At 66.6% G+C, this 21580-nt stretch carries 24 protein-coding genes; 10 read left to right on the top strand and 14 right to left on the bottom strand.

Features of this window, described 5'->3' with window-relative positions:
* Window positions 1-3: 3 nt before the first annotated feature.
* The 3 genes from ACUVYZ_RS04720 to ACUVYZ_RS04730 all read right to left on the bottom strand — a co-directional run bounded on the left by ACUVYZ_RS04720 (window position 4) and on the right by ACUVYZ_RS04730 (window position 2190).
* Complete coding sequence (locus ACUVYZ_RS04720; protein ID WP_439933516.1) at window positions 4-954, bottom strand: homoserine kinase; 951 nt, start codon at window positions 952-954, stop codon at window positions 4-6.
* Between the two features lie 25 nt (window positions 955-979).
* On the bottom strand, window positions 980-1393 hold the full coding sequence (locus ACUVYZ_RS04725; protein WP_439933517.1) for a DUF2782 domain-containing protein: 414 nt from the start codon (window positions 1391-1393) through the stop codon (window positions 980-982).
* A gap of 68 nt (window positions 1394-1461) precedes the next feature.
* A complete protein-coding gene (locus ACUVYZ_RS04730; RefSeq protein WP_439933518.1) occupies window positions 1462-2190 on the bottom strand; it encodes an LOG family protein in 729 nt (242 codons plus the stop codon).
* 30 nt (window positions 2191-2220) lie between these two features.
* Between ACUVYZ_RS04730 and polA the strand changes: the two genes are divergently transcribed.
* Window positions 2221-4929, top strand: coding sequence for a DNA polymerase I (gene polA / locus ACUVYZ_RS04735; RefSeq protein WP_439933519.1), 2709 nt, complete (start codon window positions 2221-2223; stop codon window positions 4927-4929).
* 78 nt (window positions 4930-5007) lie between these two features.
* Window positions 5008-5187, top strand: a complete 180-nt coding sequence (locus ACUVYZ_RS04740; protein ID WP_439933520.1) for a hypothetical protein — start codon at window positions 5008-5010, stop codon at window positions 5185-5187.
* 17 nt (window positions 5188-5204) lie between these two features.
* On the opposite strand, the gene ACUVYZ_RS04745 is transcribed toward ACUVYZ_RS04740, so the two are convergent.
* Complete coding sequence (locus ACUVYZ_RS04745) at window positions 5205-5921, bottom strand: DUF4197 domain-containing protein (protein ID WP_439933521.1); 717 nt, start codon at window positions 5919-5921, stop codon at window positions 5205-5207.
* A gap of 320 nt (window positions 5922-6241) precedes the next feature.
* On the opposite strand from ACUVYZ_RS04745, the gene ACUVYZ_RS04750 reads away from it, so the two are divergent.
* A complete protein-coding gene (locus tag ACUVYZ_RS04750) occupies window positions 6242-8260 on the top strand; it encodes a site-specific recombinase (protein ID WP_439933522.1) in 2019 nt (672 codons plus the stop codon).
* Window positions 8261-8350: 90 nt separating this feature from the next.
* On the opposite strand, the gene lipA is transcribed toward ACUVYZ_RS04750, so the two are convergent.
* From lipA to ACUVYZ_RS04775, 5 genes are all read right to left on the bottom strand, one after another.
* Window positions 8351-9292: a lipoyl synthase gene (gene lipA / locus ACUVYZ_RS04755; protein WP_439933523.1), complete on the bottom strand. Its 942-nt coding sequence runs from the start codon at window positions 9290-9292 to the stop codon at window positions 8351-8353.
* Window positions 9289-9852 (bottom strand): lipoyl(octanoyl) transferase LipB, encoded by a 564-nt coding sequence (gene lipB, locus ACUVYZ_RS04760; RefSeq protein ID WP_439933624.1) that lies wholly within the window; start codon window positions 9850-9852, stop codon window positions 9289-9291. The genes lipA and lipB overlap by 4 nt, the downstream gene beginning before the upstream one ends.
* A 190-nt stretch (window positions 9853-10042) precedes the next feature.
* On the bottom strand, window positions 10043-10309 hold the full coding sequence (locus ACUVYZ_RS04765) for a YbeD family protein (RefSeq protein ID WP_439933524.1): 267 nt from the start codon (window positions 10307-10309) through the stop codon (window positions 10043-10045).
* 11 nt (window positions 10310-10320) lie between these two features.
* A complete protein-coding gene (locus ACUVYZ_RS04770) occupies window positions 10321-11193 on the bottom strand; it encodes a D-amino acid aminotransferase (RefSeq protein ID WP_439933525.1) in 873 nt (290 codons plus the stop codon).
* A 7-nt stretch (window positions 11194-11200) separates the two neighbouring features.
* Window positions 11201-12334, bottom strand: a complete 1134-nt coding sequence (locus ACUVYZ_RS04775) for a D-alanyl-D-alanine carboxypeptidase family protein (RefSeq protein ID WP_439933526.1) — start codon at window positions 12332-12334, stop codon at window positions 11201-11203.
* A gap of 219 nt (window positions 12335-12553) precedes the next feature.
* Between ACUVYZ_RS04775 and ACUVYZ_RS04780 the strand changes: the two genes are divergently transcribed.
* The 4 genes from ACUVYZ_RS04780 to slmA all read left to right on the top strand — a co-directional run bounded on the left by ACUVYZ_RS04780 (window position 12554) and on the right by slmA (window position 15301).
* Window positions 12554-12973, top strand: coding sequence for an Hsp20/alpha crystallin family protein (locus ACUVYZ_RS04780; RefSeq protein WP_439933527.1), 420 nt, complete (start codon window positions 12554-12556; stop codon window positions 12971-12973).
* A gap of 145 nt (window positions 12974-13118) precedes the next feature.
* The gene (gene argB / locus ACUVYZ_RS04785) at window positions 13119-14006 is read left to right on the top strand and encodes an acetylglutamate kinase (protein WP_439933528.1); all 888 of its coding nucleotides are present in this window, start codon (window positions 13119-13121) and stop codon (window positions 14004-14006) included.
* Between the two features lie 40 nt (window positions 14007-14046).
* A complete protein-coding gene (locus ACUVYZ_RS04790; RefSeq protein ID WP_439933529.1) occupies window positions 14047-14688 on the top strand; it encodes a pyrimidine 5'-nucleotidase in 642 nt (213 codons plus the stop codon).
* Window positions 14689-14722: 34 nt separating this feature from the next.
* Window positions 14723-15301, top strand: coding sequence for a nucleoid occlusion factor SlmA (gene slmA / locus ACUVYZ_RS04795; protein WP_439933530.1), 579 nt, complete (start codon window positions 14723-14725; stop codon window positions 15299-15301).
* 7 nt (window positions 15302-15308) lie between these two features.
* Here the strand turns inward: slmA and ACUVYZ_RS04800 are convergent, their stop codons facing one another.
* From ACUVYZ_RS04800 to gpmA, 5 genes are all read right to left on the bottom strand, one after another.
* Window positions 15309-16076 (bottom strand): HesA/MoeB/ThiF family protein, encoded by a 768-nt coding sequence (locus ACUVYZ_RS04800; RefSeq protein WP_439933531.1) that lies wholly within the window; start codon window positions 16074-16076, stop codon window positions 15309-15311.
* Between the two features lie 91 nt (window positions 16077-16167).
* Entirely contained in the window at window positions 16168-16566 is a 399-nt protein-coding gene (locus tag ACUVYZ_RS04805) for a hypothetical protein (RefSeq protein WP_439933532.1), read from the bottom strand.
* Between the two features lie 87 nt (window positions 16567-16653).
* The gene (locus ACUVYZ_RS04810) at window positions 16654-18069 is read right to left on the bottom strand and encodes a S41 family peptidase (protein WP_439933533.1); all 1416 of its coding nucleotides are present in this window, start codon (window positions 18067-18069) and stop codon (window positions 16654-16656) included.
* Window positions 18070-18144: 75 nt separating this feature from the next.
* On the bottom strand, window positions 18145-19344 hold the full coding sequence (locus ACUVYZ_RS04815) for a murein hydrolase activator EnvC family protein (RefSeq protein WP_439933534.1): 1200 nt from the start codon (window positions 19342-19344) through the stop codon (window positions 18145-18147).
* Entirely contained in the window at window positions 19319-20071 is a 753-nt protein-coding gene (gene gpmA / locus ACUVYZ_RS04820) for a 2,3-diphosphoglycerate-dependent phosphoglycerate mutase (RefSeq protein ID WP_439933535.1), read from the bottom strand. Before gpmA ends, ACUVYZ_RS04815 begins: the two co-directional genes overlap by 26 nt.
* A gap of 139 nt (window positions 20072-20210) precedes the next feature.
* Between gpmA and ACUVYZ_RS04825 the strand changes: the two genes are divergently transcribed.
* From ACUVYZ_RS04825 to grxC, 3 genes are all read left to right on the top strand, one after another.
* The gene (locus tag ACUVYZ_RS04825) at window positions 20211-20525 is read left to right on the top strand and encodes an ArsR/SmtB family transcription factor (RefSeq protein ID WP_333843830.1); all 315 of its coding nucleotides are present in this window, start codon (window positions 20211-20213) and stop codon (window positions 20523-20525) included.
* 338 nt (window positions 20526-20863) lie between these two features.
* Entirely contained in the window at window positions 20864-21277 is a 414-nt protein-coding gene (locus ACUVYZ_RS04830; protein WP_439933536.1) for a rhodanese-like domain-containing protein, read from the top strand.
* 19 nt (window positions 21278-21296) lie between these two features.
* Window positions 21297-21539: a glutaredoxin 3 gene (gene grxC, locus ACUVYZ_RS04835; protein WP_439933625.1), complete on the top strand. Its 243-nt coding sequence runs from the start codon at window positions 21297-21299 to the stop codon at window positions 21537-21539.
* Window positions 21540-21580 lie beyond the last annotated feature (41 nt).

A 21580-nucleotide genomic window follows, 5' to 3' on the forward strand; every position in this document is an offset into this window, starting at 1 on the left:
ATTTTAAACCCACAGGCGCGCGAGCCGCGATTGAGCGGCGATGTGGGCGGTCAAGATGCGCTTGCAGTGCTCCGGGTCCTTGGCGTGGGTGAGCTCGCCCGGGCGGGGAAAATGCCAGTCGAAGAGACGGGAAATCCAGAAGCGCAGCGCCGCCGCCCGCAGCAGCACGGGCCAGGCGCCGCGCTCGATAGCGGTCAAGGGCCGCACTTCGTGGTAGGCGGAGAGGAGCGCCCGGCAGCGCGCCTCGTCTATCTGGCCCCGAGCATCCAGGCACCAGTCGTTCGCCGTGATGGCGACGTCATAGAGCAGGACGTCGTTGCCCGCGAAGTAGAAGTCGATCAGCCCCGACACCCGTCCCTCCAGAAAGAACACGTTGTCCCGGAACAGATCGCCGTGGATCACCCCCCGGGGCAGGTCGTGGAAGCGGTACAGAGCCTGGAAGCGCAACTCCTCCTTGAGCAGGGCGGCGTCCTCCGGGGAAAGGTGGGGCATCACCTGAGGCGCCGTGGCGCGCCACCACTTGGGACCCCGGGGGTTGTCGAGCCGCCGCGGGTAGGAGGCGCCCGCCAGGTGCATTTCGGCCAGCACGGCGCCCACGGCGGCGCAATGGGCCGGCGCGGGATGCTCCTGCGGCCGCCCGGGCAGAAAGCTCACCAGGCAGGCGGGCTTGCCCTTCAAGGGCCGGAAGCGGCAGTCGTCCAGTCCGGCGATGGGCCGGGGACACGGGATGCCGTGCTCCGCCAGGTGGGCCATCAGGTCCACGTAAAAGGGCAGCTCCTCGGCGCTGAGCTTCTCGAACAGGGTGAGGACGAAGCGGCCCTGGGTGGTGGTCACCCGGTAGTTGGTGTTCTCGATCCCCTCGGCGATGCCTTCCAAGGCGACGAGCGTCCCCACCGCGTAGTGGCGCAGCCAGGCGGAAAGCTCCTCGGGGGTGACGGGGGTGAAGACCGACATGGGGCAGGCGAAGGGCTCCGCCCCGCTAGAAGCGCTCGATGACCCACATGGGCGGGCTGAAACCCGGGTCCGGACTGTCCCGGCGGATGAATTGGCCGTTGCCCTGGTAATCGATGAGGTAGTAGGGCGGCCCGTAGCGGGGTGTCACCTTGACCATGTAGAGGCGCCCGTTGATGCGGAATTCCTCCACCGTCTCCTCCCCGCGCTGGATGATGGTCACCTGGGGCTCGAGGGAAGGGTCCGGCTCGTAGCCGGGGGGTGGGGGAGGCGGCTCGGGCAGGGGTTCCAGATTGGCCGGGGGTTGCGGCTTGGACGGCGGCTGTCCCGCGGGCGCAGGCGGCTGCTTCGAAGGCGGGTTGGGCGTCTGGGCTGCCGCCGCGGCCCAGAGGCAAAAGAGCCCGGCGGCGGCGAGGCCCTGGACGAAGCGGTGGGGGATCATGATGTCGTTGTCCTTTGCAGAGGCATGGCCCCGGATTATAGACGAGCGCCCGGGCTTTTCGTTGAGCCTTACAGGTTGAGTTGCATCTCCTTTTCCTTTTCGGACGGGGAGAAGCCGCGGGTGGCGTAGTAGTCGAAGATGGCGGTCACCACCTTTTCGGGCTCGTCGATCACTTGGATCAGGTCGAGGTCCTCGGCGTCGATCATGCCCTCGGTGACCAGCGTGGTGCGGAACCAGTCCAGCATCCCCTGCCAGAACGGTCCGTGCACCAGGATGATGGGAATGCGCCGGGACTTGCCGGTCTGTACCAGGGTGAGGGCCTCCATCAGCTCGTCCAGGGTGCCGAAGCCGCCCGGCATCACCACCCAGGCGGTGGCGAGCTTCACGAACATGTACTTGCGAGCGAAGAAATGACGGAAGCTCTGGGAGATGTCCTGGAACGGGTTGCCGTGCTGCTCGTGGGGCAACTGGATGTTGAGGCCCACGCTAGGGGATTTTCCGAAGAACGCGCCCTTGTTGGCCGCTTCCATGACGCCGGGGCCGCCGCCCGAGATCACGCTGAACCCGGCGTCGGAGAGCAGCCGGGCGATTTTCTCCGTGAGGGCGTAGTACGGATGGTTGGGGGTGACCCGGGCGCTGCCGAAGACGCTCACCGCCGGCATCACCGCGCTCAGCCGTTCCGTCGCCTCGACGAATTCTGACATAATCCCGAAGACCCGCCACGACTCCCGGGCCGACCAGGTTTTCTTCAACGCTTCGACGGCGACCGCCGAAGGAAGCTTGTGACTGATACTCATGTGGGCACCTCAAAAGAAGAAAAGCATCCGATGAAGACGCTGCTGTTGGTGGACGGCTCGTCCTATCTCTACCGCGCGTTCCACGCGCTGCCCGACCTGAGAAACCGCAACAACGAGCCGACGGGGGCGATCTACGGCGTGCTGAACATGCTGCGCAGGCTGCGCAGGGAACATGACGCCGATTATATCGGCTGCGTTTTCGACGCAAAAGGAAAGACCTTCCGCGAGGAGCTGTATCCCAAGTACAAGGCCAACCGGCCGCCCATGCCGGAAGACCTGGCGCGGCAGATCGAACCCCTCAAGGAGGCGATCCAGGCCCTCGGCTGGCCGCTGCTGGAAGTGGAGGGAGTGGAGGCGGACGACGTGATCGCCACCCTCTGCCGCGAGGCGCAGGCGCGGGGGCTGCGCTGCGTGGTCTCCACCGGGGACAAGGACCTCGCCCAGCTCGTGGGCCAGAACGTGGTGCTGGTAAACACCATGACCAACGAAACGCTGGACGAAGCGGGGGTCCGGGCCAAGTTCGGGGTCCCGCCGGAGCGGGTGCTGGATTACCTCACTCTGATCGGGGATGCCATCGACAACGTGCCGGGGGTGGACAAGGTGGGGCCCAAGACGGCGGCCAAGTGGCTGCAGCAGTACGGGAGCCTCGAGGCGGTGATGGCCCGGGCGGGTGAGATCCCGGGCGTCGCGGGGGAGAACCTGCGCCAAGCCCTGGAGTGGTTGCCGAAGGCGCGGGAGCTGCTCGCCGTGCGCCGCGACGTGCCGCTTCCCGTTTCCATCGAGGACCTGCGGCCTCGGCCCCCGGACCGGGAGCGGCTCCAGGCCCTGTTCCAGCGCTTCGACTTCAGGAGCTGGTTGAGGGAGCTCGAGGCCCAGGACCCGGCGGGGGACGGCGGCCGGGCGGCCGCCCCCGCAACCGCCGAGCCCCGGGCCGAGCGCCGTTACGAGACCCTCTTCACCGAGGCGCAGCTCGAGGCCTGGCTGGCGCGGCTCGAGACCGCCGGGCTCGCGGCCGTGGACACGGAGACCACCGATCTCGACCCGATGCGGGCCCGCCTGGTGGGCATCTCCTTTTGCGTGGAACCCCACGAGGCGGCCTACCTGCCGCTTGCCCACCGCTACCCGGACGCGCCGCCCCAGCTCGACCTGACCCGGGCCCTCGCGCGGCTCAAGCCCTGGCTGGAGGACGACACGAAGCGCAAGCTAGGCCAGCACGCCAAGTACGACATGCACGTGTTCGCGAACCACGGGGTTGCGCTCCGGGGCGTGGTCCACGATACCTTGCTCCAGTCCTACGTGCTGCAAAGCCACCGCGCCCACGACATGGACAGCCTGGCCGAGCGCTATCTGGGGGTGAAGACCATCACCTACGAAGAGGTGTGCGGCAAAGGGGCGGGCCAGATCGGCTTCGATCAGGTACCGGTGGAGCGCGCCACTGAGTACGCGGCCGAGGACGCCGACGTGACCCTGCAACTGCATCGGGCCATGTTTCCCCAGCTCGAAGCCGAGCCCAAGCTGCTCCACGTATACCAGGCCCTGGAAATGCCGGTCATGCACGTGCTCTTCGCCATGGAGCGGCACGGGGTGTTGCTGGACGTGGCGCGGCTCGAGGCCCAGAGCCGGGAGCTTGCCCAGCGCATGATGGAGATCGAGGCAAAGGCCCATGAGGTGGCCGGGCAGCCCTTCAACCTCAATTCCCCGAAGCAGATCCAGGAAATCCTGTTCGAGCAGCTTAAGCTTCCCGTGGTCAAGAAGACCCCGGGCGGTGCGCCGTCCACCGACGAGGACGTGCTCCAGCAGCTCGCCCTGGATTATCCCCTGCCCAAGCTCATCCTGGAGTACCGCGGCCTTTCCAAGCTCAAGTCCACCTACACGGACAAGCTGCCCCGCATGATCCACCCGGAAACCGGCCGGGTGCACACCAACTACGCCCAGGCGGTGGCGGTGACCGGCCGGCTCTCCAGTAACGAGCCCAACCTGCAGAACATCCCCATCCGCACGGCCGAAGGCCGGCGCATCCGGGAGGCCTTCATCGCGCCACCGGGCCATTTCATCGTCTCGGCGGACTATTCCCAGGTGGAGCTGCGCATCATGGCCCATATCTCCGGCGACGAGGGGCTGCTCAAGGCCTTCGAGGCGGGCGAGGACATCCACGCCTCCACGGCGGCGGAGGTGTTCGGGGTGCCCCACGGCCAGGTGACACCGGAGCAGCGCCGCTACGCCAAGGTCATCAACTTCGGCCTGATCTACGGGATGTCCTCCTTTGGCCTCGCGAGCCAGCTCGGGATCGAGCGCGCCGCCGCCCAGACCTACATCGACCGCTACTTCGCCCGTTTTCCCGGGGTCGCCGCCTACATGGCCCAGGTGCGGGAGCAGGCTCGCGCCCAGGGCTATGTGGAGACGGTCTTCGGGCGCCGGGTGTGGCTTCCCGAGATCAGGAGCGGCAACAACGCCCGGCGTCAGGCGGCCGAACGGGCCGCCATCAACGCCCCTATGCAGGGCACGGCGGCGGACCTCATTAAGCTGGCCATGATCGCGGTGCACCGCTGGATCGGGGAGCGGAATCTCGCGAGCCGGTTGATCCTCCAGGTGCACGACGAGCTGGTGCTGGAGGTGCCGGAAGCGGAGCTGGAGGAGGTCAAGCGGGAGGTTCCCCGCCTGATGGAAGGCGTCGCCCGGCTGCGGGTCCCCCTGGTGGTGGACGTGGGGGTCGGACGCAACTGGGACGAGGCCCACTGAGGAGTTTCTTGAGGGCTCTCCATCCCCCGAAGCTCCCCGAGTGTCTAAAATCGAAGAAGAAGGAGGAGGGCCGCCGCCATGACCCAATTGGAGTTGTCGCCTGAGGAGCGGGAAGTCCTGATCGAAGTGCTGGAGAGCTTTCTCTCGGACCTGCGGATGGAAATCGCGGACACCGAGCGCCTCGCCTTCCGCGAGCGGCTGAAGAGCCAGGAGCAAATCATCAAGCGGCTGCTGGGGGCGCTGCGCAAAGCCCCTTGAGCCGCCGGTCCTGCGCTTCAACGGATCGCGCCGAACACCTTGCGCAGGAGGCGGCTTCCCTGGCCCAGGGGATCCCGGCGGATCGCCCGTTCCTCTTCGGCCATCATCAGGAACAGGCCGTCCAGGGCCTTCTGGGTGACGTAGCCGTCCAAGGTGGCCTGTTTTTCGTCGATCAGGCCCAACTGAGCGGCCGGCCCGGCGATCTGGTCGTACTGGCGGGCGAGCCCCACTTGGTCGGTGGCCCGCTTGACGATGGGCAGGAACCGAGCGGCAAGGGGTGCGGAGGCGGTGCGGCGGAAGTACTCGGTGGCGGCGGTGTTGCCGCCGGTCAAGATCTGCCGGGCGTCCTGGATCGACATCTTCTTGATGGATTCCAGCAAGATGGCCTTCGCTTCCGGCACCGCCGCCTCGGCGGCCCGATTCATGGTCACTTCCAACTGGTCGAGCTGGGCCCCCAGGCCCAGCATGCGCAGCATCGAGGCGCCTTTCTGGAGGTGCTCGGGCAGGGGAATCCTCACCTTGGGGTTGCCGAGGAACCCGTCCGGCACGCCGAGCTTCCCAACCGCCACGCTCGAGCCCTGGATCAGGGCCTGCTTGAGCCCGTCGACGGCCTCCTGGTCCGACAGCCCGGTCACGGCGAGGGCGGAGGGAGGAAAGAAAGAAGGCCCCAGCAGGAGCAGGGCGAGGCAACCGGTGACGGTGAAATTCCAGTTCTTGGGACGACGGCGGGTCATGGCCCCGCCATCATACGGCCCCCGGACGTCTGCCTCAACCAGAACCTACGAAGCCTCCTGAAAATGCTTGACGATACTCGGCCCTCTCCCCTTCCCCCTCTCCCTGGGGGAGAGGGGCATCCCCCTCCTCTTCCTTCTCCCCCGGCGAGGGAGGAGGACAGTCCAGTCCCTCTCTCCCTCCGGGAGAGAGGGAAGGAGAGAGGAGGGACAGCGGTAAATGGTTCGTCAACCATTTACCGGAGGCTCAATAAAGCGGGAAGCTTGCCGCCACCGGGGAAAGACCGCAAACTTCCTCATTCCATTGTCTTGGGAGCGACCGGATGACCCGGACGGCGCAGGAAGCTCAGGGCCAGCATCTGGAGCGGGCGCTTCAGGCCTTCGTCGGCGCCGATTCCGAGGACATCGCTCCCCTGGTCCACCTGGTGGATAGGCTGCGGCCGGAGAATCCAGCGAAGGTTGCCTCCGCCATCGCCCGTCTCCAGCAGCTCGCGCTTCTCCTGGAGGAGAACGCCGAGTATCAGGATGCCTTCCGCCGTTACTTGCTTCACCTGCTGGCCTCCAAGCGCCAGGTGCACCTGTACGCCGACAGCGGAATCTTCCCCAACGAGAGTTTTGCCCGGGGTCTGCTGCGGCGCATCGGCGGCGCCCTCCTCCCTTGGGCCCCGAATCCCGCCCATCTGCGGGATCTGATCGGTGTCGTGTTCTGGCGGCGGGACGACTATCAGTGGGTGGGCCGTATCCCGGAAGACACCTGGCTCGGCCTGTACCGGGCCCTGAGGCTGGCCGAAGCCGCCGACCCCGGCGCCCTGCAGGAGGAGGTGCTGGAGGCGCTGCAAATCGTCTCCTACCGCATCGCGGCCATGGGGCTCGAACCGGAGCTCGTGCGCAACGAGCCGGCCATCGAGGAGTTCGAGTCTCCGTTCCTCGCCCAGAATCAGGAGATCGTGGCCTGGATCCGGCGCTACCGGGCATGGCTCGACGGGCGCGAGCCGGCCCCCGAGGACGACCGGCACCTGGGGGTGCTTCTGCACCAGTGCGAGGAGGTGATGGCCCGCATCCGGCGGCGGGCCAATAAGAACGGCGCCAGCGTGAACCTGGGCTACCTGCTGCTGCGCCTCGCTCAATCGATCGAGCGCGTCAAGACGCTCCTCGCCCTCCTGGATCCCGCCCAGGCCCAGGACCGGCCCCGGCAGGCCCTCGCCCTGCTCAAGCAGGTGATCCAGGCGGAGAACACCCGCGCCAGCCTGCGCCGCTACATCGCCCAGAACGTGGAGCTGCTGGCGCTGCAGATCGTGGAGCGGGGCGGCCGGGCGGGCGAGCACTACGTGACCGTGACCGCGTCCGAGTATTTCGGCATGCTGCGCTCCGCCATGGGCGCCGGGCTCATCGTGGGCGTCATGGCCCTGGTCAAGATCGCCCTGCTCAAGCTCCAGCTTCCGCCCCTGATCGAGGCCGCGGCGGTGTGTCTCAACTACGGGCTCGGTTTCGTGGTGGTGCATCTTTTCCATTTCACCATCGCCACCAAGCAGCCCGCCATGACCGCCCAGACCATCGCCGCCACCATCGAGGCGGAAACCGACTCGGGCCGGCGCAACCTGAGCAAGCTGGAAACGCTGATCGTGGACGTGATGCGTAGCCAGTTCATCGCCATCGTGGGCAACATGGTGATGGCGTTTCCGGTGGCGTATCTCCTCGCCTGGCTCTGGTTCGGCCTGCTGGACGAGCACGCGGTGTCGCCGGCCAAGGCAGGTCTGCTGCTGCACGAGCTCGATCCCTGGACGAGCCTCGCCCTGGTCCACGCCGCCATCGCGGGAGTGTGGCTGTTCCTGGCAGGACTGATCGCCGGCTATTACGACAACCTGGCGGTCTACAACCAAATCCCGCAGCGCGTGAAACATCTGCGCTGGCTGAACCGGCTGCTGGGGAGGGAGCGCACCGAGCGCTTCGCCGGCTACGTGCACGAGCACCTGGGGGCGCTGGCGGGCAACTTCTTCTTCGGCGTCCTCCTGGGGATCACGCCCTTCATCGGGTTTCTGATGGGCTTACCCCTAGACATCCGCCACGTCGCCTTCTCCACCGCCAACCTGGGCTACGCCCTGGTCGGGCTGGAGCATGCCGTGGCGTGGGAGGCCCTGGCCGTCAGCCTGGTGGGGTTATACCTGATCGGCGTCACTAACCTGCTGGTGAGCTTCACCCTGGCGATCAACGTGGCCCTGCGGGCGCGCAGGGCCAGGCTGCGGGATGCGAAGGGGCTCTTGTGGCAGGTGGTGAAGCGCTTTTTCCGCAGCCCGCTGGAGTTTTTCGTCCCGATGCGGCGGGGAGAGACCGCGGCGCCTTGAGCGGCAGGATTTCCACGGCGAGCGCTCAACCCCTCTCCCGGGAGGAGGGAGGGGACTGCGGTCAATGGTCAAACAACCCTTGACGAAGGCTCAATAGACGCCGGCCTCGTGGGCCTGTAGGTCCGCGTGGTAGCTGGAGCGCACCAGGGGGCCGCACGCTGCGTGGGCGAAGCCCATCTCCCGCGCCGCCCGCTCGTAGGCCTGGAATCGTTCGGGCTCCACGTAGCGGGCCACGGGGAGGTGTCCGGCCGTGGGCTGGAGGTACTGGCCGATGGTGAGCATTTCCACGTCGTGGGCCCGCAGGTCGCGCATCACCGCCAGGATCTCCTCGTCCGTCTCCCCCAGGCCCACCATCAGCCCGGACTTGGTGGGCACGCCCGGCGCCCGGGCCTTGAACGCCTGGAGCAGCCTGAGGGAGTGGGCGTAATCCGCCCCTGGGCGCGCCAGCTTGTAGAGCCGCGGTACCGTCTCCAGGTTGTGGTTCATCACGTCCGGGGGATGGCGGGTAAGGATCTCGAGGGCCACTTCCAGCCGGCCGCGGAAATCGGGCACCAGGATCTCGATCCGGGTCCCTGGAGAGCGCTGCCGCAGCGCCTGGATGCAATCGGCGAAGTGCCGGGCGCCGCCGTCCCGCAGGTCGTCCCGGTCGACGCTGGTGATCACCACGTATCTGAGCTTCAGCGCTGCCACGGTCTCCGCGAGATGCCGCGGCTCTTCGGGGTCCGGCGGCTTCGGCCGGCCGTGGGCCACGTCGCAGAAGGGGCAGCGGCGGGTGCACAGGTCCCCCAGGATCATGAAAGTGGCCGTGCCCTTGCCGAAGCACTCGCCGATGTTGGGGCAGGAGGCCTCTTCGCACACGGTGTGCAGCCTCTGGGCGCGCAGCAGCCGCTTGATCTCCTGGAACCGCTCGCCGCCCCCCACTCGCACCCGGATCCAGGAAGGTTTCTTGAGAAGGGTCTCCTGGGGAACGATCTTGATGGGATTGCGGGCGGTCTTGGCCGCACCTTTTTCCCGCTCGATGGCGCCGGTCATGGTCGGATGCTCGGATACAGGGCGCTTACCAGGTTTTCCATCAATTCCTCGGCCAGGGCGTCCATGGGTTCGGTGAGTCCCCAGTTGCGCGCTTGCGTCACCCGCAAGCCCGGGTAGCCGCAGGGGTCGATGGCCTCGAAGGGCGCAAGGTCCATGTCCACGTTAAACGCCAGCCCGTGGTAACAGCAGCCGTTGCGGATCCGCAACCCCAGCGCTGCGATCTTGGCGCCCTCCACGTAGACGCCCGGCGCGTCGTCTCGGGCGTGGGCCTCGACGCCGCGCCGGGCGAGGAGCTGGATCACGGCCCGCTCCATGCGCCGCACCAGCGGGCGCACGGCGAGCTTCAGCCGGCGCAGGTCCAGGAGCAGGTAGACGACGATCTGGCCCGGCCCATGGTAGGTGATCTGGCCGCCCCGGTCTACCTGCACCACCGGGATGTCGGCGCGGCGCGGCAGGTGCTCCGCCCGCCCGGCCAGCCCCACGGTATAGACGGGGGGATGCTCCACGACCCACAGCTCGTCCGGTGTGTCTTCGCGCCGGGAAAGGGTGAACGCCTTCATCGCCTGCCAGGTGGGGACGTAGTCGGCATGCCCCAGCCGTCGGATCACGAAAGCGGGCGCGCCTTTGCCCGCTCCCGGGTTGCCCCTGCGCCCTTCGGGCGTAGGCACTGCGACCCCGTCCGCGGGCGCGTTGCCCTCGTGGCTCGGCTCCGCTGGTTTCAGCACCTCCAGCCCCATGCGTCCTCTCTCGTCACAGCACCATCACCACCTTCGGGTGGTCGCACAGGGCTCGGTACAGGGCATCGAGCTGCTCCCGCGAAGTGGCGCGGACGGTGCAGGTCACGCTGAGGTAGCGGGCTTGCCGGCTCGGGCGCAGCTCCATGGACGCAGCGTCGAAGTCCGGGGCATGCTGCAGCACGATCTCCAGCACCGCCTGGGCGAAGCCAGGCTCCATCCGTCCCATCACCTTGAGGGGGAAATCGCACGGGTATCGGAGGGCTGAAGCGGGCTCGTCCATAAGGCTCCATCTCAACGGGTGAGGGCCTGGGACTGGGCCGGAGTCCGCATCACCCGGGCTTTGAACTCCTGGTACAGCCGGTGGAGCCGCTGGAACACCGGTCCGGGCCGGCCGCCGCCCACCTTCCGGCCGTCCAGCTCCACCACCGCCAGGATTTCCTTGGTGGAGGAGGTGAGCATTACCTCCTGGGCGGAACGAAGCTCGAATTCCGACACCTCGCGCACCTCCGCGGGGATGCCGCCGGAGGCGGCCAGCTCCAGCACCACGTCGTAGGTGATGCCCGGCAGGATCAAGTGGTTCTTGGGCGGCGTGAGCAGGGTGTCCCCGCGCACCACGAACACGTTGCTCGCCGACCCCTCGGTGAGGAAGCCGTCCCGCAGCAGGATGGTCTCCACCGCTCCAGCGTCAACCGCCTGCTGCCGCAGCAGCACGTTGGCCAGAAGCGAAATGGACTTGATGTTGCACCGGAGCCAGCGGTTGTCGGCGGCAGTGACGCAGGCGACCCCTTTTTCCATCTGCTCCCGGGGCGGGGTGGACAGGGGGTTCGCCATGATGAACACGGTGGGATCGACGCCTACGGGAAAAGCGTGGTCGCGCGGAGCCACGCCGCGGGTCACCTGCAGGTACACGCCCTGGTCCTCCCAGGGATTGCGGGCGATGACCTCTTGGACAAGGCGCGCCCACTCGTCGAGAGAATGGGGATTGGGCAGCCGGATTTCCTTGAGGCTCGCATCCAGCCGTTGCAGGTGCTCGACCAGGCGAAACGGGTGGCGCGAATACACCGGGATCAGCTCGTAGACCCCGTCGCCGAAGATGAAGCCGCGGTCCAGCACCGGGATGCGCGCCTCTTCCAGGGGCATGAACTGGCCGTTCAGGTAGATCATGGCAGCCTCAGTTGAATAGGAGCTTCAAGCTGTCCCAGGCGCGACCGAAGACGTTGGCCACCGGGACGCTCTGCAACGCCACCACCGGATACTCGCCCAGCGGCTGGCCGTCCACGGTGAGGCGCAAGGTTCCCACCTTCTGGCCCGCCGCCACCGGGGCGATCAGGGGTTCCTGCCGCTCCAGGGCGGCCTTAATGCGCTCCGCCTGGCCCTTGGGAAGGGTGAGGTAGAGGTCGTCCTGGAAGCCCACCTTGACCGCGTTCTCCTTGCCTTTCCAGACCGGCAGCACGGCCACCTCCTGCCCTTTCTGGTACACCCGCACCGTGTCGAAGAACTGCAATCCCCAGTTGAGCAGCTTCTGGCTCTCCACCGCCCGGGCGGTCTCGGAGCCCGCCCCCATAACCACCGAGATCAGGCGCCGGCCGTCCCGGCGGGTAGAGGCGACCAGGCAGTACCCTGCGGCCTCCGTGTGGCCGGTCTTCACCCCGTCCACGTAGGGATCGGTCCACAGCAGGCGGTTGCGGTTGGCCTGCCGGATGTTGTTATAGGTGTACTCCTTTTGCGAGTAGAGCGGGTAGAAATCCGGGAAATCACGGATCAACGCAGCCGCCAGTAGGGCGATGTCGTGGGCGGTGGAATATTGCTGCGGGTCGGGCAGCCCGGTGGCGTTGACGAACTGGGTGTTCTTGAGGCCGAGCCGGGCCGCCTCCCGGTTCATCATCTGGGCGAAGACCTGCTCGGAGCCGGCGACGGCCTCGGCCAGGGCGATGGAGGCGTCGTTGCCGGACTGCACGATCATGCCGTTCAACAGCTCCTCCACCGTCACCGGCTTCCCCGGCTCGATGAACATGCGGGAGCCCTCGGCGCGCCAGGCCTTCGTCGATACCGGTACCGTCTGGTCGAGGCGCAACTGCTTCTGCTTGAGGGCCGAGAAGGCGAGGTAGGCCGTCATGAGCTTGGTCAGGGAGGCCGGCTCCATGCGTTCGTGCATGTTTTCCCCGGCGATCACCTGGCCGGTATAGAAGTCCATGAGCACCCACGCCTTGGCCGTCACGGGCGGCGCCTTGGGCGCTCCGGGAGTCTGGGCTTGGGCGTGGAGGAGAAAGCTGGCGAAGAGAAGGGCGGTAAGGAGACGTGTCATAGGCAAAATTTGTATTATACCGTCTTGCGGCGAACGACCTCAGGATCCGTTTCCGCGAGGCGTCCGCCCTCCCGGAAGACCGCGCGCTGGCGAGAAAGGTTTCCGGGCCGTACGGCCCGCCGTGGGTCTCCCTCACCGGGCCGGCCTTGAAACAGGCGCTCCAGCACCTATTTAAACAAAAAAGGTTCCACCCATGCACCAGCACCGACGGAGGCACCCATGGCTAACATCACCCGCTTCGATCCCTTTGGAGAGCTGGACGACCTGCTGCAGGGGTTTTTCGTCCGACCCATGAGCCTGGAGAGCCGGGGACCCGCCCATTTCAGGATGGACGTGAAGGAGGACGAGCAGAAGTACACCGTGCTGGCGGAGCTGCCCGGTGTCAAAAAAGACGACATCCAGGTCACCATCGACGGCAATCAGGTGGCCATCGCCGCGGAGGTGAAGAAGAACGGCGAGGAGCGGCAGAACGAAAAGGTGTTGCGCCGGGAGCGTTACTACGGAAAGCTCTTCCGCGCCTTCTCCCTGGGGCAGGAAGTGGACGAAGGGGCCGCGAGCGCCCGCTTCGTCGACGGCGTGCTGGAGCTTACCCTGCCCAAGCGCACGGCAGCAAGCGGCCGCCGGCTGACCATCTCTTGACAGGCATCCATGCGGCGTACGGCACGGGCCACGCGCTGGCGGCAACGCCCGCGCGTGGCCTGCCGGCCGATGTAGAATAAGGCAGGTTTTCCCCGCGTCGCGAGCTCTTTTTTCCCCAATCCCGTTCCCCCGAGCCCCGTCCCCCATGAGCCTTACCCCCGCCAGCGCCCGCGAAAAGGCGCGGGTTCTCGCCGAGGCGCTGCCCTACATCCGGCGCTTCCATGGCAAGACCATCGTCATCAAGTACGGCGGCAACGCCATGATCGACGAGAACCTGAAAAACGGTTTCGCCCGGGACGTGGTGCTGTTGAAGCTCGTGGGCATGAATCCGGTGGTGGTGCACGGCGGCGGCCCCCAGATAGACGAGCTGCTCGCCCGGGTGGGCAAGCAGGGACGGTTCGTCCAGGGCATGCGGGTGACCGACCGGGAAACCATGGATCTGGTGGAGATGGTGCTGGGCGGCCTGGTGAACAAGGAAATCGTCAACCGCATCAACCAGCACGGCGGCAAGGCGGTGGGGCTCACGGGCAAGGACGGGGCCTTCATCCGCGCCAGGAAGCTCCTCATGCCGAGCCGCGACAACGCCGAGGAGCCGATCGACATCGGCCAGGTGGGCGAGATCGTGAGCGTCGATCCCGGCCTGATCGCTTTCCTCGACCAGGGCGACTTCATTCCGGTCATCGCCCCGATCGGGGTCGGCGCCGAGGGCGAGGCATACAACATCAACGCCGACGTGGTGGCCGGCAAGCTGGCGGAGGTGCTGCGCGCCGAAAAGCTGATCCTGCTCACCAACACCCCGGGGGTGCTGGACAAGGACGGCAGGCTCCTCACCGGGCTCACCCCCAAGGAGGTGGACGCCCTGCTCGCCGACGGTACGCTTTCGGGCGGCATGCTGCCCAAGATCGCCGCGGCCCTGGACGCGGCGCGCAGCGGCGTGAAATCTGTGCATATCATCGACGGGCGGGTGGAGCACGCCGTGCTCCTCGAGGTGCTGACGGACGAAGGGGTCGGCACCCTGATCAAGGCCCGTTAGACGCTACCCGGGGATATGCCGGCCGGGAGCGGAGTCGGCGATGCGGGGCCTCACCTGGATCTTCGACCTGGACAACACGCTCCATGACGCCTCGCCCCATATCTTTCCCCACTTGAGCCGCAGCATGACGGCTTATCTACAGGCCCATCTCGATCTCGATCCGGAGGCCGCCCAGGCCCTGCGCGTCGCCTACTGGAAACGCTACGGGGCGACGCTGCTGGGGCTCATGCGCCACCACGGCACCGACCCGCGCCACTTCCTCTGGCACACGCATCAGTTCCCGGAACTCGAGCGCATGCTGCGCCGGGAGCCATACCTGCACGGCGTCCTGCGGCGCCTGCCCGGCCGCAAGATCGTTTTTTCCAACGCGCCGGCCCACTACGCCCGAGCGGTGGTGCGGCTCCTGGACGTCGACCGGTATTTCGACGACGTGTTTTCCATCGAGCACACCCAGTTCCGTCCCAAGCCGGACGTCTACGGCTTCCGCCGGCTGCTCGACCGGCACCGCCTGTCGCCGCGGCGCTGCGTCATGGTGGACGACACTCCACAGAACTTGCGCACCGCGAAACGGCTGGGGATGCGCACGGTCTGGGTGACCCGCTCCGGGCGGCTGCCCCCGTACGTCGATGTCAAGATAAGCTCCCTGCCGGAGCTTCCGCACAGGCTGCACTTGCTGATATAACGGACGGGGAGCGGCGCGGCACAGGGGAGGGGCGATGCCAGCGAGGCGCGGCGAAAGAAAGCTGCAGATCCTGAGGGCTCTGGCCCAGATGCTGGAAGAGCCGAAGGGGGAGAAGATCACCACGGCGGCGCTGGCGGCCCGGCTCGACGTGTCCGAGGCAGCCCTTTACCGGCATTTCGCCAGCAAGGCCCAGATGTACGAGGGCCTGATCGAGTTCATCGAGCAGACCCTGTTCGGGCTGGTGAACAAGATCACCGCGGAGGAGCCGAGCGGCAAACGCCAGTTGGAGAGCATAGTCTCCCTGCTGCTCGGTTTCGCGCGCCAGAACCCGGGAATGACCCGGGTGTTGATCGGGGACGCCCTGATCTACGAGGACGGGCGGCTCCAGGGCCGGGTCAACCAGCTCCACGACCGCCTGGAGGCGAGCCTGCGGCAGGCGCTGCGCTTCGCCGTCGGCCAGGGGGAGATCGACGGCGCGGCCGATCCCGCCGCCCGGGCCAACCTGATCATGAGCTTCGTGGTGGGCCGCTGGCACCAGTACGCCAAGAGCGGTTTCAAGCGCGACCCGATGGAATACTGGAACGGCCAGCGCGCCGATCTGCTGGGGGATTAGGTTCCGGCTAGGCGTGGGCCGCGGCCGGCTGCCGGCTGCACACGGGACAGCGGGGGTCCTTGCTGAGCTTGACCTCGCGCCATTCCATGGCGAGGGCATCAAGCAGGAGCAGCCGGCCGGCGAGAGGCTCGCCCACGCCCGCCACGAGCTTCAACGCCTCCGCCGCCTGCACCGCGCCGATGATGCCCACCAGGGGCGCGAACACCCCCATCACCGCGCAGCGGGTTTCTTCCGCCTCCCCCTCTTCCGGGAACAGGCAGTGGTAGCAAGGGCTGTCCCCGCGGCGCAGATCGAACACCGCCACCTGGCCGTCGAAGCGCACCCCCGCCCCCGAGACCAGGGGACGGCGGTGGGCCACGCACGCCCGGTTGATGGCGTGGCGCGTGGCGAAATTGTCGCTGCAATCCACCACCACGTGGGCTTCCCCCACGAGCCGGTCGATGGCCTCGGCGTCGAGGCGCTGGGCCACGGGCTCGACCCGCACCTCCGGGTTGATGGTGGCGAGGGTGCGCCGGGCCGACTCCACCTTGGGCAGCCCCAGGGCGTCGCTCCGGTGCACGATCTGGCGCTGGAGGTTGGTGAGGTCCACCTGGTCGCCGTCGCACAGGGTCAGGGTGCCGATGCCCGCGGAGGTGAGGTACAGGGCCACGGGGGAACCCAGGCCGCCTGCGCCGATCACCAGGGCATGGGCGGCGAGGATGCGTTCTTGACCCTCGATGCCGATCTCGGGGAGCAGGATGTGCCGGCTGTAGCGGAGAAGCTGCTGGTCGTTCATGGGTTCGCCTGCGCGCTGCGGCGGAGGGGGCGCGCCGCCTCGGCTCGTCCTCGGGAATTCGAACGTTTCGTTGCGAAAGGCTCCCGCCTCGTCATCGATACGCCCGCCATTCCTCCGGCGTCTCGTCCGCGTCCCCGTGGGGATGGTGTTCGTAGGCCTGAACCCAGATTTCGCGGGATTTCTGGCAGCGTTCCCCCTCTGCGGCCAGGTTCTCGCACTGCACCTCTTCACAGTAGTGGACGAGGGCCCGGCGCAGCCGGGAGAGCAGGGAGCCGTCCAGGTGGAAGCCGCGGCCGGTCAAGGTCTCTTCGATGCCCTGGAGGGTGAAGTCGGGCAGATCGTACTCCACCCGCAGCGATACCCCATCCGGTTCGCAGCGCACCTTCAACCCGTCGATACGGCCGAGCAGGGCGGCGGCCGCTTCCGCCTGGCCGGGGGGCAACGGATGGAACACGAGATGGCGTTGCTTGTGACGGTCGTCGAGAGCCATGGAAGCGGGCGCCTCCGCCGGCCGCGGGCGAAGGCAACGCTCCCATGGTAGCGCCAAACCGGATGCCAGGTCACCCGCCCGGGCACCCTACTTGGCGATGATGTTGAGCCCCTTGAGCAGGTTGAGGGCCTGGGCGAGCTGGTAGTCGTCCTTGGAGCCGAACTCCGTGGGCTTGCGCCGCTCCGCGCTGTCCGGCGCCCCGTCCTTGGGTTTGTCGTTCTGCGGGCTGGTGGCGGGCTCCCTGTTCCCCGGTCCCTCCTTATCCTTCCTGCCCTGATCCTGGCCGTTGGACAAATGCCGCTCCAGGTCGGCCTCCCGCAGGCGCAGGGCCTCCAGGTCCGAGCTGGCCGGGTCTTCCACCAGGATATCGGGCTCGATGCCCTTCGCCTGGATCGAGCGGCCGCTCGGCGTATAGTAACGGGCGGTGGTGAGCTTGATGGCCGTGTTGTTGCCCAGGGGCAGGATAGTCTGCACCGAGCCTTTGCCAAAGGTGGGGGTGCCCATGATCACGGCCCGCTTGTGGTCCTGTAGCGCCCCCGCCACGATTTCCGAGGCCGAGGCGGTACCCCCATTCACCAGCACCACCATGGGCACGGACTTCGCTTGGGTCGGCAGGTCCTTGAGGTAATCCCGGCGGTAGGGGCCGCGCAGGTAGTTCTCGGCGCTGGCGGTGAGCCGCATCTTGGCGTCCTCGGTGCGCCCGTCCGTGTAGACCACCAGCGCGTCCTTGGGCAGGAACGCCGCCGCCACCGCCACGGCCCCGTTCAAGAGCCCCCCGGGGTCATTGCGCAGATCGAGGACCAGTCCCTTGAGATCCCGTTCGTTCTGCTTGTAAAGATTCTGCACGGCCTTCACCAGGTTCTCCCCGGTATGCTCCTGGAACTGGGTGATGCGGATATAGGCATAGTCCGGCTCGATCAGCTTGGATTTGACGCTCTGGATCTTGATGATGGCCCGGGTGAGGGTCACCACGAAGGGCTTGGCCTCCCCCTTGCGCAGCACCGTGAGGGTGATCTGGGTGTTGGGCTTGCCGCGCATGCGCTTGACCGCCTCGTTGAGGGACATGCCCTTCACCGAGGTGTCGTCCAGCTTGATGATCAGGTCGCCCGCCTTGAGGCCCGCCCGGTGGGCCGGCGTATCCTCGATGGGGGAAATGATCTTGACAAAGCCGTCTTCCATGCCGACCTCGATGCCGAGGCCGCCGAACTCGCCCTGGGTGCCGACCTGGAGCTCCTTGTACGCCTCCTGGTCCAGGTAAGCGGAGTGGGGGTCCAGCCCCGTCAGCATGCCGTTGATGGCCTCGGTGATGAGCTTCTTGTCGTCCACCGGCTCCACGTAGTCGCTCTTGATGCGCCCGTAGACCTCGGCGAACGCGCGCAACTCCTCCACCGGCAAGGGAGTCAAGGCGTCCTTGTTCGCCACGGCCGAAAAGTGCAGGCTCAAGAAAACGCCCGCCACCACTCCCGCCAGAACCAGGACGATTTGATGCACTTTGTTACGCATTACCGGTTACTCCAACTTCCCGCGCCGGCACGAGACGCCTTTCGTGCCCGCGACCCCCAAGCAACCCCGGCTCGATCAACGTAGCGTCACCCACTCCAACGGGTCGAGCGGTTTTCCCTCATGTCGAATTTCAAAGTATAGCCCCGTTTCGGAATGGCCGCCGGTGTTGCCCGTCTGGGCGACCGGCTCGCCGCCCTTCACCCGGTCGCCGACTTCCCGCAACAGAGCTTCGTTGAATCCGTACAAGCTCATGAACCCCCGTCCGTGGTCCAGTATCAGCAAATTCCCGAAGCCCCGCAACCAGTCGGCGAACACCACCGTGCCCGCGGCGATGGCCTTTACCGGTTGCCCGGGCGGCGTCCTGATGAACAAGCCTTTCCAGGTGAGTCCGCCTTCCCTTGGGCTGCCGAAGCGATGGGCGAGTTCCCCCGGTACGGGGAGCCGCAGTCGTCCTTTCAGCTCGGCGAAGGCCCGGCCGTCCAGGGAGGCGTCGGGGGTGGCCTGGTTGCGCAGAGGCGGCGGCGACTTGCGGCCCGAAAGCGCCTTGCCCAGCCGCTCTACCAGCCGGGCGAGCCGCACCTCGTCCCGCTTGAGGGTGTCGATCTGCCGGCGCTGTTCCTGGATTTTTTCGGCAAGCCGGGCGAGAACCGTCCTGCGCGCCTCCTGCTCTTTTTCCAGCCTCTGACGCTCGGCCGTCTGATCCGCCCGCACCTGGGCCAGGCCCTCGCGTTCCTCCCGGGCTTGCCCCTGTAGGCGGGCCAGCCGGTCCAGGTCCTCTTTCAGCGCCCGCACCCGTTCGGTTCTGGCGCGGGCGAGATAGGTGAGGTAGTGCAGGTGGCGGGCGATCTGGTTGGGGTCTTCGCTGTTCAGGATCAGGCGCAGGCTTTCCTGCTGGCCGGCCCGGTACCGTTCCCGGAGAAGCCGGCCGATGACCTCCCGTTGCTCCCGGATGGCTTGCTCGATCCGGCGGGCCTCTTCATCCAGGGCGGCGAGCCGGGCGTCGATCTCCCGCTCCCGCGCCTCCAGCGCCGCCAGCTTCCGGTTGGCTTCGCTGATCGCTCGTTCGGAGCTGCGCAAGGCGTCGGCGGCCTCGACCCTGGATCCTTCGTTCTTCTCCAGCTCCTGGCGTAGGGCTTGCAGGCGCTGGCGCAACTCCCCCAGCTCGTCCTTCGGTCCGGCCTGGACCGAAAAGACGACGGACGCGGCCAGCGCCGCGACGAGGAGGCGTCCCGCCCGGGGCGGCAGCCCTTCAGCGGGCCCGGCCCTGGTTGGCAACGGCCTGGGCGGCCTGGGCCACGGTTTGCGGGTCACCGAGGTAATAGTGGCGCAGCGGCTCGAGGTTCGGACCCAGCTCGTAGACCAGGGGGATGCCGGTGGGAATGTTGAGGCCCACGATATCCTGGTCGCTCACCCGGTCCAGATATTTGATCAGGGCGCGCAGGGAATTGCCGTGGCCCACGATGAGCACCCGGGAGCCCTGCCGAACGGCGGGGGCGATGGCCCCGGTCCAGTAGGGAACGAACCGGGCCACGGTGTCTTTGAGGGACTCGGCGAGGGGCAGCTCCTCCGGGTTGAGCTCCCGGTAGCGCCGATCGCGGCCGGGGTGGCGCGGATCGGAGGGCTCCAGGGCGGGGGGCGGAGTGTCGTAACTGCGGCGCCACAGGAGTACCTGCTGCTCGCCGTAGCGGGCGGCGGTCTCGGCCTTGTTGAGCCCCTGCAAGGCGCCGTAGTGGCGCTCGTTCAACCGCCAGGAGTTGTGGACGGGGATCCACATGAGGTCCATTTCGTCCAGGGCGAGCCACAGGGTGCGGATTGCCCGCTTGAGGACCGAGGTGAACGCCAGGTCGAAGTCGAAACCCTCCGCCTTGAGCACACGGCCCGCGGCCCGGGCCTCTTCGATTCCCTTCTCCGACAGGTCCACATCGGTCCAGCCGGTGAAGCGGTTCTCCCGGTTCCACAGGCTCTCTCCGTGGCGGAGCAGGACCAGTTTGTGCGTTGCCATATGCCTCTTTTTTCTGTGAAGGACGGCCGAGGGAGCAGAAATTTACTTTAATATTCTAGTATGCTTTCATAGCGTTCCTTAAGCCCCCACAACGCTGCCGTTGACCACGACATCCATGCCGTCGACCGCGACTTCAAAAATGGACTTTCTCCACCAGCTCATCGACCAGGATGAGCACATCGAGCAAGCTTCCCGGGCGATCAAAGCCATGTCCCATCCCCTGCGGCTCAAGATTCTCTGCGTGCTGGGGGAGAGGGAGGTGAGCGTCCAGGAGATCGTGGAGGCCGTAGGCACCTCCCAGAGCAATATCAGCCAGCATCTCGCCATTTTGCGCGACAAGGGGGTGTTGCGCACTCGCAAGGATGCCAACCGAGTTTACTACCGCATCGCAGACCCGCGCATATTGAAATTAATCAATATGATGCGCGAGGTTTTCTGCGGCTATACCCAATAGGGTCCGGCTTGGCGCCGGCTTGTTTTGACATAAGCCTTTCGCCCGCAGACAACAAAATATTACTACTTTCTAATTCATAATTTCCGCCCACTACCGCCCGCTTTCGCCTTCCGTCTTTTTTTGTGCCGCACAAAAGACGGAAAGCCCTTCGGCGCTCAACTATTGAGCATGTGCTTACTTTCTCTTGAACCCAGGCAAGGCAAAGGTGAGGGAGCAGCCGGGTTCCGCTGGCGGGAGAGCCAGGAACAGCCGATTTTCGTGCCCTCCGGCCGGCCAGAACGGGTTTGATAGAATGCGCTGCACGTTGCGTAGGATCAAACAAAGCGGACGAATCTGCTATGGAGTTTATTCAGGACAACATCTGGCTCGTGCTGATCGCGGTGGTGAGCGGCGGGATGTTGGTCTGGTCCTTTCTCGGCCCCAAGATCCTGGGCATTCCCCAGGTGGGAACCCTGGAGGCGACCCGGCTCATCAACCAACGAGACGCCCTGGTGCTGGACGTGCGCGACGAAGGCGAGTACCGAGCGGCCCACATTCCCCACTCGCGACACGTGCCCCTGACCGCCATCGACAGCCGCATCAGGGAGCTGGAGAAATATCGGAAGCGGCCCATCCTGATCATTTGCCGCAGCGGGAACCGCTCCGGCGCCGCCGCCAACCTTTTGCGCAAGCGTGGGTTCGAAGAGGTATGGGTGCTGAAGGGCGGGCTGGTGGCGTGGGAACAGGCCAACCTGCCCATCGAAAAGGGTTAGCTCGGTGGCCCGGGTGAACATGTACTGCACCGCCGTCTGCCCTTATTGCCAGATGGCGGAAGCCCTGCTTAGACAGAAGGGCGTGCGGGAGATCGTGAAGATCCGGGTCGACCTGGAGCCGGCCCTGCGCGAGGAGATGGTACGCAGGACGGGGCGCCGCACCGTGCCCCAGATTTTCATCGGCGACACCCACGTGGGGGGTTACGACGACCTGGCGGCCCTCAACCGGGCCGGCCGCCTGGATGCGTTGCTGGCGGAGTGACGGCGAACCGGCCCAGGCGGTGAGCCGGACGATTCCCCCTC

Source organism: Pelomicrobium sp. P1 (genome assembly GCF_052805615.1).

Excerpts from the sequence above, each read along its gene's own strand:
- ACUVYZ_RS04720 (WP_439933516.1), bottom strand. The coding sequence starts at position 954 with ATGTCGGTCTTCACCCCCGTCACCCCCGAGGAGCTTTCCGCCTGGCTG.
- ACUVYZ_RS04725 (WP_439933517.1), bottom strand. The coding sequence starts at position 1,393 with ATGATCCCCCACCGCTTCGTCCAGGGCCTCGCCGCCGCCGGGCTCTTT.
- ACUVYZ_RS04730 (WP_439933518.1), bottom strand. The coding sequence starts at position 2,190 with ATGAGTATCAGTCACAAGCTTCCTTCGGCGGTCGCCGTCGAAGCGTTG.
- polA (WP_439933519.1), top strand. The coding sequence starts at position 2,221 with ATGAAGACGCTGCTGTTGGTGGACGGCTCGTCCTATCTCTACCGCGCG.
- ACUVYZ_RS04740 (WP_439933520.1), top strand. The coding sequence starts at position 5,008 with ATGACCCAATTGGAGTTGTCGCCTGAGGAGCGGGAAGTCCTGATCGAA.
- ACUVYZ_RS04745 (WP_439933521.1), bottom strand. The coding sequence starts at position 5,921 with ATGACCCGCCGTCGTCCCAAGAACTGGAATTTCACCGTCACCGGTTGC.
- ACUVYZ_RS04750 (WP_439933522.1), top strand. The coding sequence starts at position 6,242 with ATGACCCGGACGGCGCAGGAAGCTCAGGGCCAGCATCTGGAGCGGGCG.
- lipA (WP_439933523.1), bottom strand. The coding sequence starts at position 9,292 with ATGACCGGCGCCATCGAGCGGGAAAAAGGTGCGGCCAAGACCGCCCGC.
- lipB (WP_439933624.1), bottom strand. The coding sequence starts at position 9,852 with ATGAAGGCGTTCACCCTTTCCCGGCGCGAAGACACACCGGACGAGCTG.
- ACUVYZ_RS04765 (WP_439933524.1), bottom strand. The coding sequence starts at position 10,309 with ATGGACGAGCCCGCTTCAGCCCTCCGATACCCGTGCGATTTCCCCCTC.
- ACUVYZ_RS04770 (WP_439933525.1), bottom strand. The coding sequence starts at position 11,193 with ATGATCTACCTGAACGGCCAGTTCATGCCCCTGGAAGAGGCGCGCATC.
- ACUVYZ_RS04775 (WP_439933526.1), bottom strand. The coding sequence starts at position 12,334 with ATGACACGTCTCCTTACCGCCCTTCTCTTCGCCAGCTTTCTCCTCCAC.
- ACUVYZ_RS04780 (WP_439933527.1), top strand. The coding sequence starts at position 12,554 with ATGGCTAACATCACCCGCTTCGATCCCTTTGGAGAGCTGGACGACCTG.
- argB (WP_439933528.1), top strand. The coding sequence starts at position 13,119 with ATGAGCCTTACCCCCGCCAGCGCCCGCGAAAAGGCGCGGGTTCTCGCC.
- ACUVYZ_RS04790 (WP_439933529.1), top strand. The coding sequence starts at position 14,047 with ATGCGGGGCCTCACCTGGATCTTCGACCTGGACAACACGCTCCATGAC.
- slmA (WP_439933530.1), top strand. The coding sequence starts at position 14,723 with ATGCCAGCGAGGCGCGGCGAAAGAAAGCTGCAGATCCTGAGGGCTCTG.
- ACUVYZ_RS04800 (WP_439933531.1), bottom strand. The coding sequence starts at position 16,076 with ATGAACGACCAGCAGCTTCTCCGCTACAGCCGGCACATCCTGCTCCCC.
- ACUVYZ_RS04805 (WP_439933532.1), bottom strand. The coding sequence starts at position 16,566 with ATGGCTCTCGACGACCGTCACAAGCAACGCCATCTCGTGTTCCATCCG.
- ACUVYZ_RS04810 (WP_439933533.1), bottom strand. The coding sequence starts at position 18,069 with ATGCGTAACAAAGTGCATCAAATCGTCCTGGTTCTGGCGGGAGTGGTG.
- gpmA (WP_439933535.1), bottom strand. The coding sequence starts at position 20,071 with ATGGCAACGCACAAACTGGTCCTGCTCCGCCACGGAGAGAGCCTGTGG.
- ACUVYZ_RS04825 (WP_333843830.1), top strand. The coding sequence starts at position 20,211 with ATGGACTTTCTCCACCAGCTCATCGACCAGGATGAGCACATCGAGCAA.
- ACUVYZ_RS04830 (WP_439933536.1), top strand. The coding sequence starts at position 20,864 with ATGGAGTTTATTCAGGACAACATCTGGCTCGTGCTGATCGCGGTGGTG.
- grxC (WP_439933625.1), top strand. The coding sequence starts at position 21,297 with ATGTACTGCACCGCCGTCTGCCCTTATTGCCAGATGGCGGAAGCCCTG.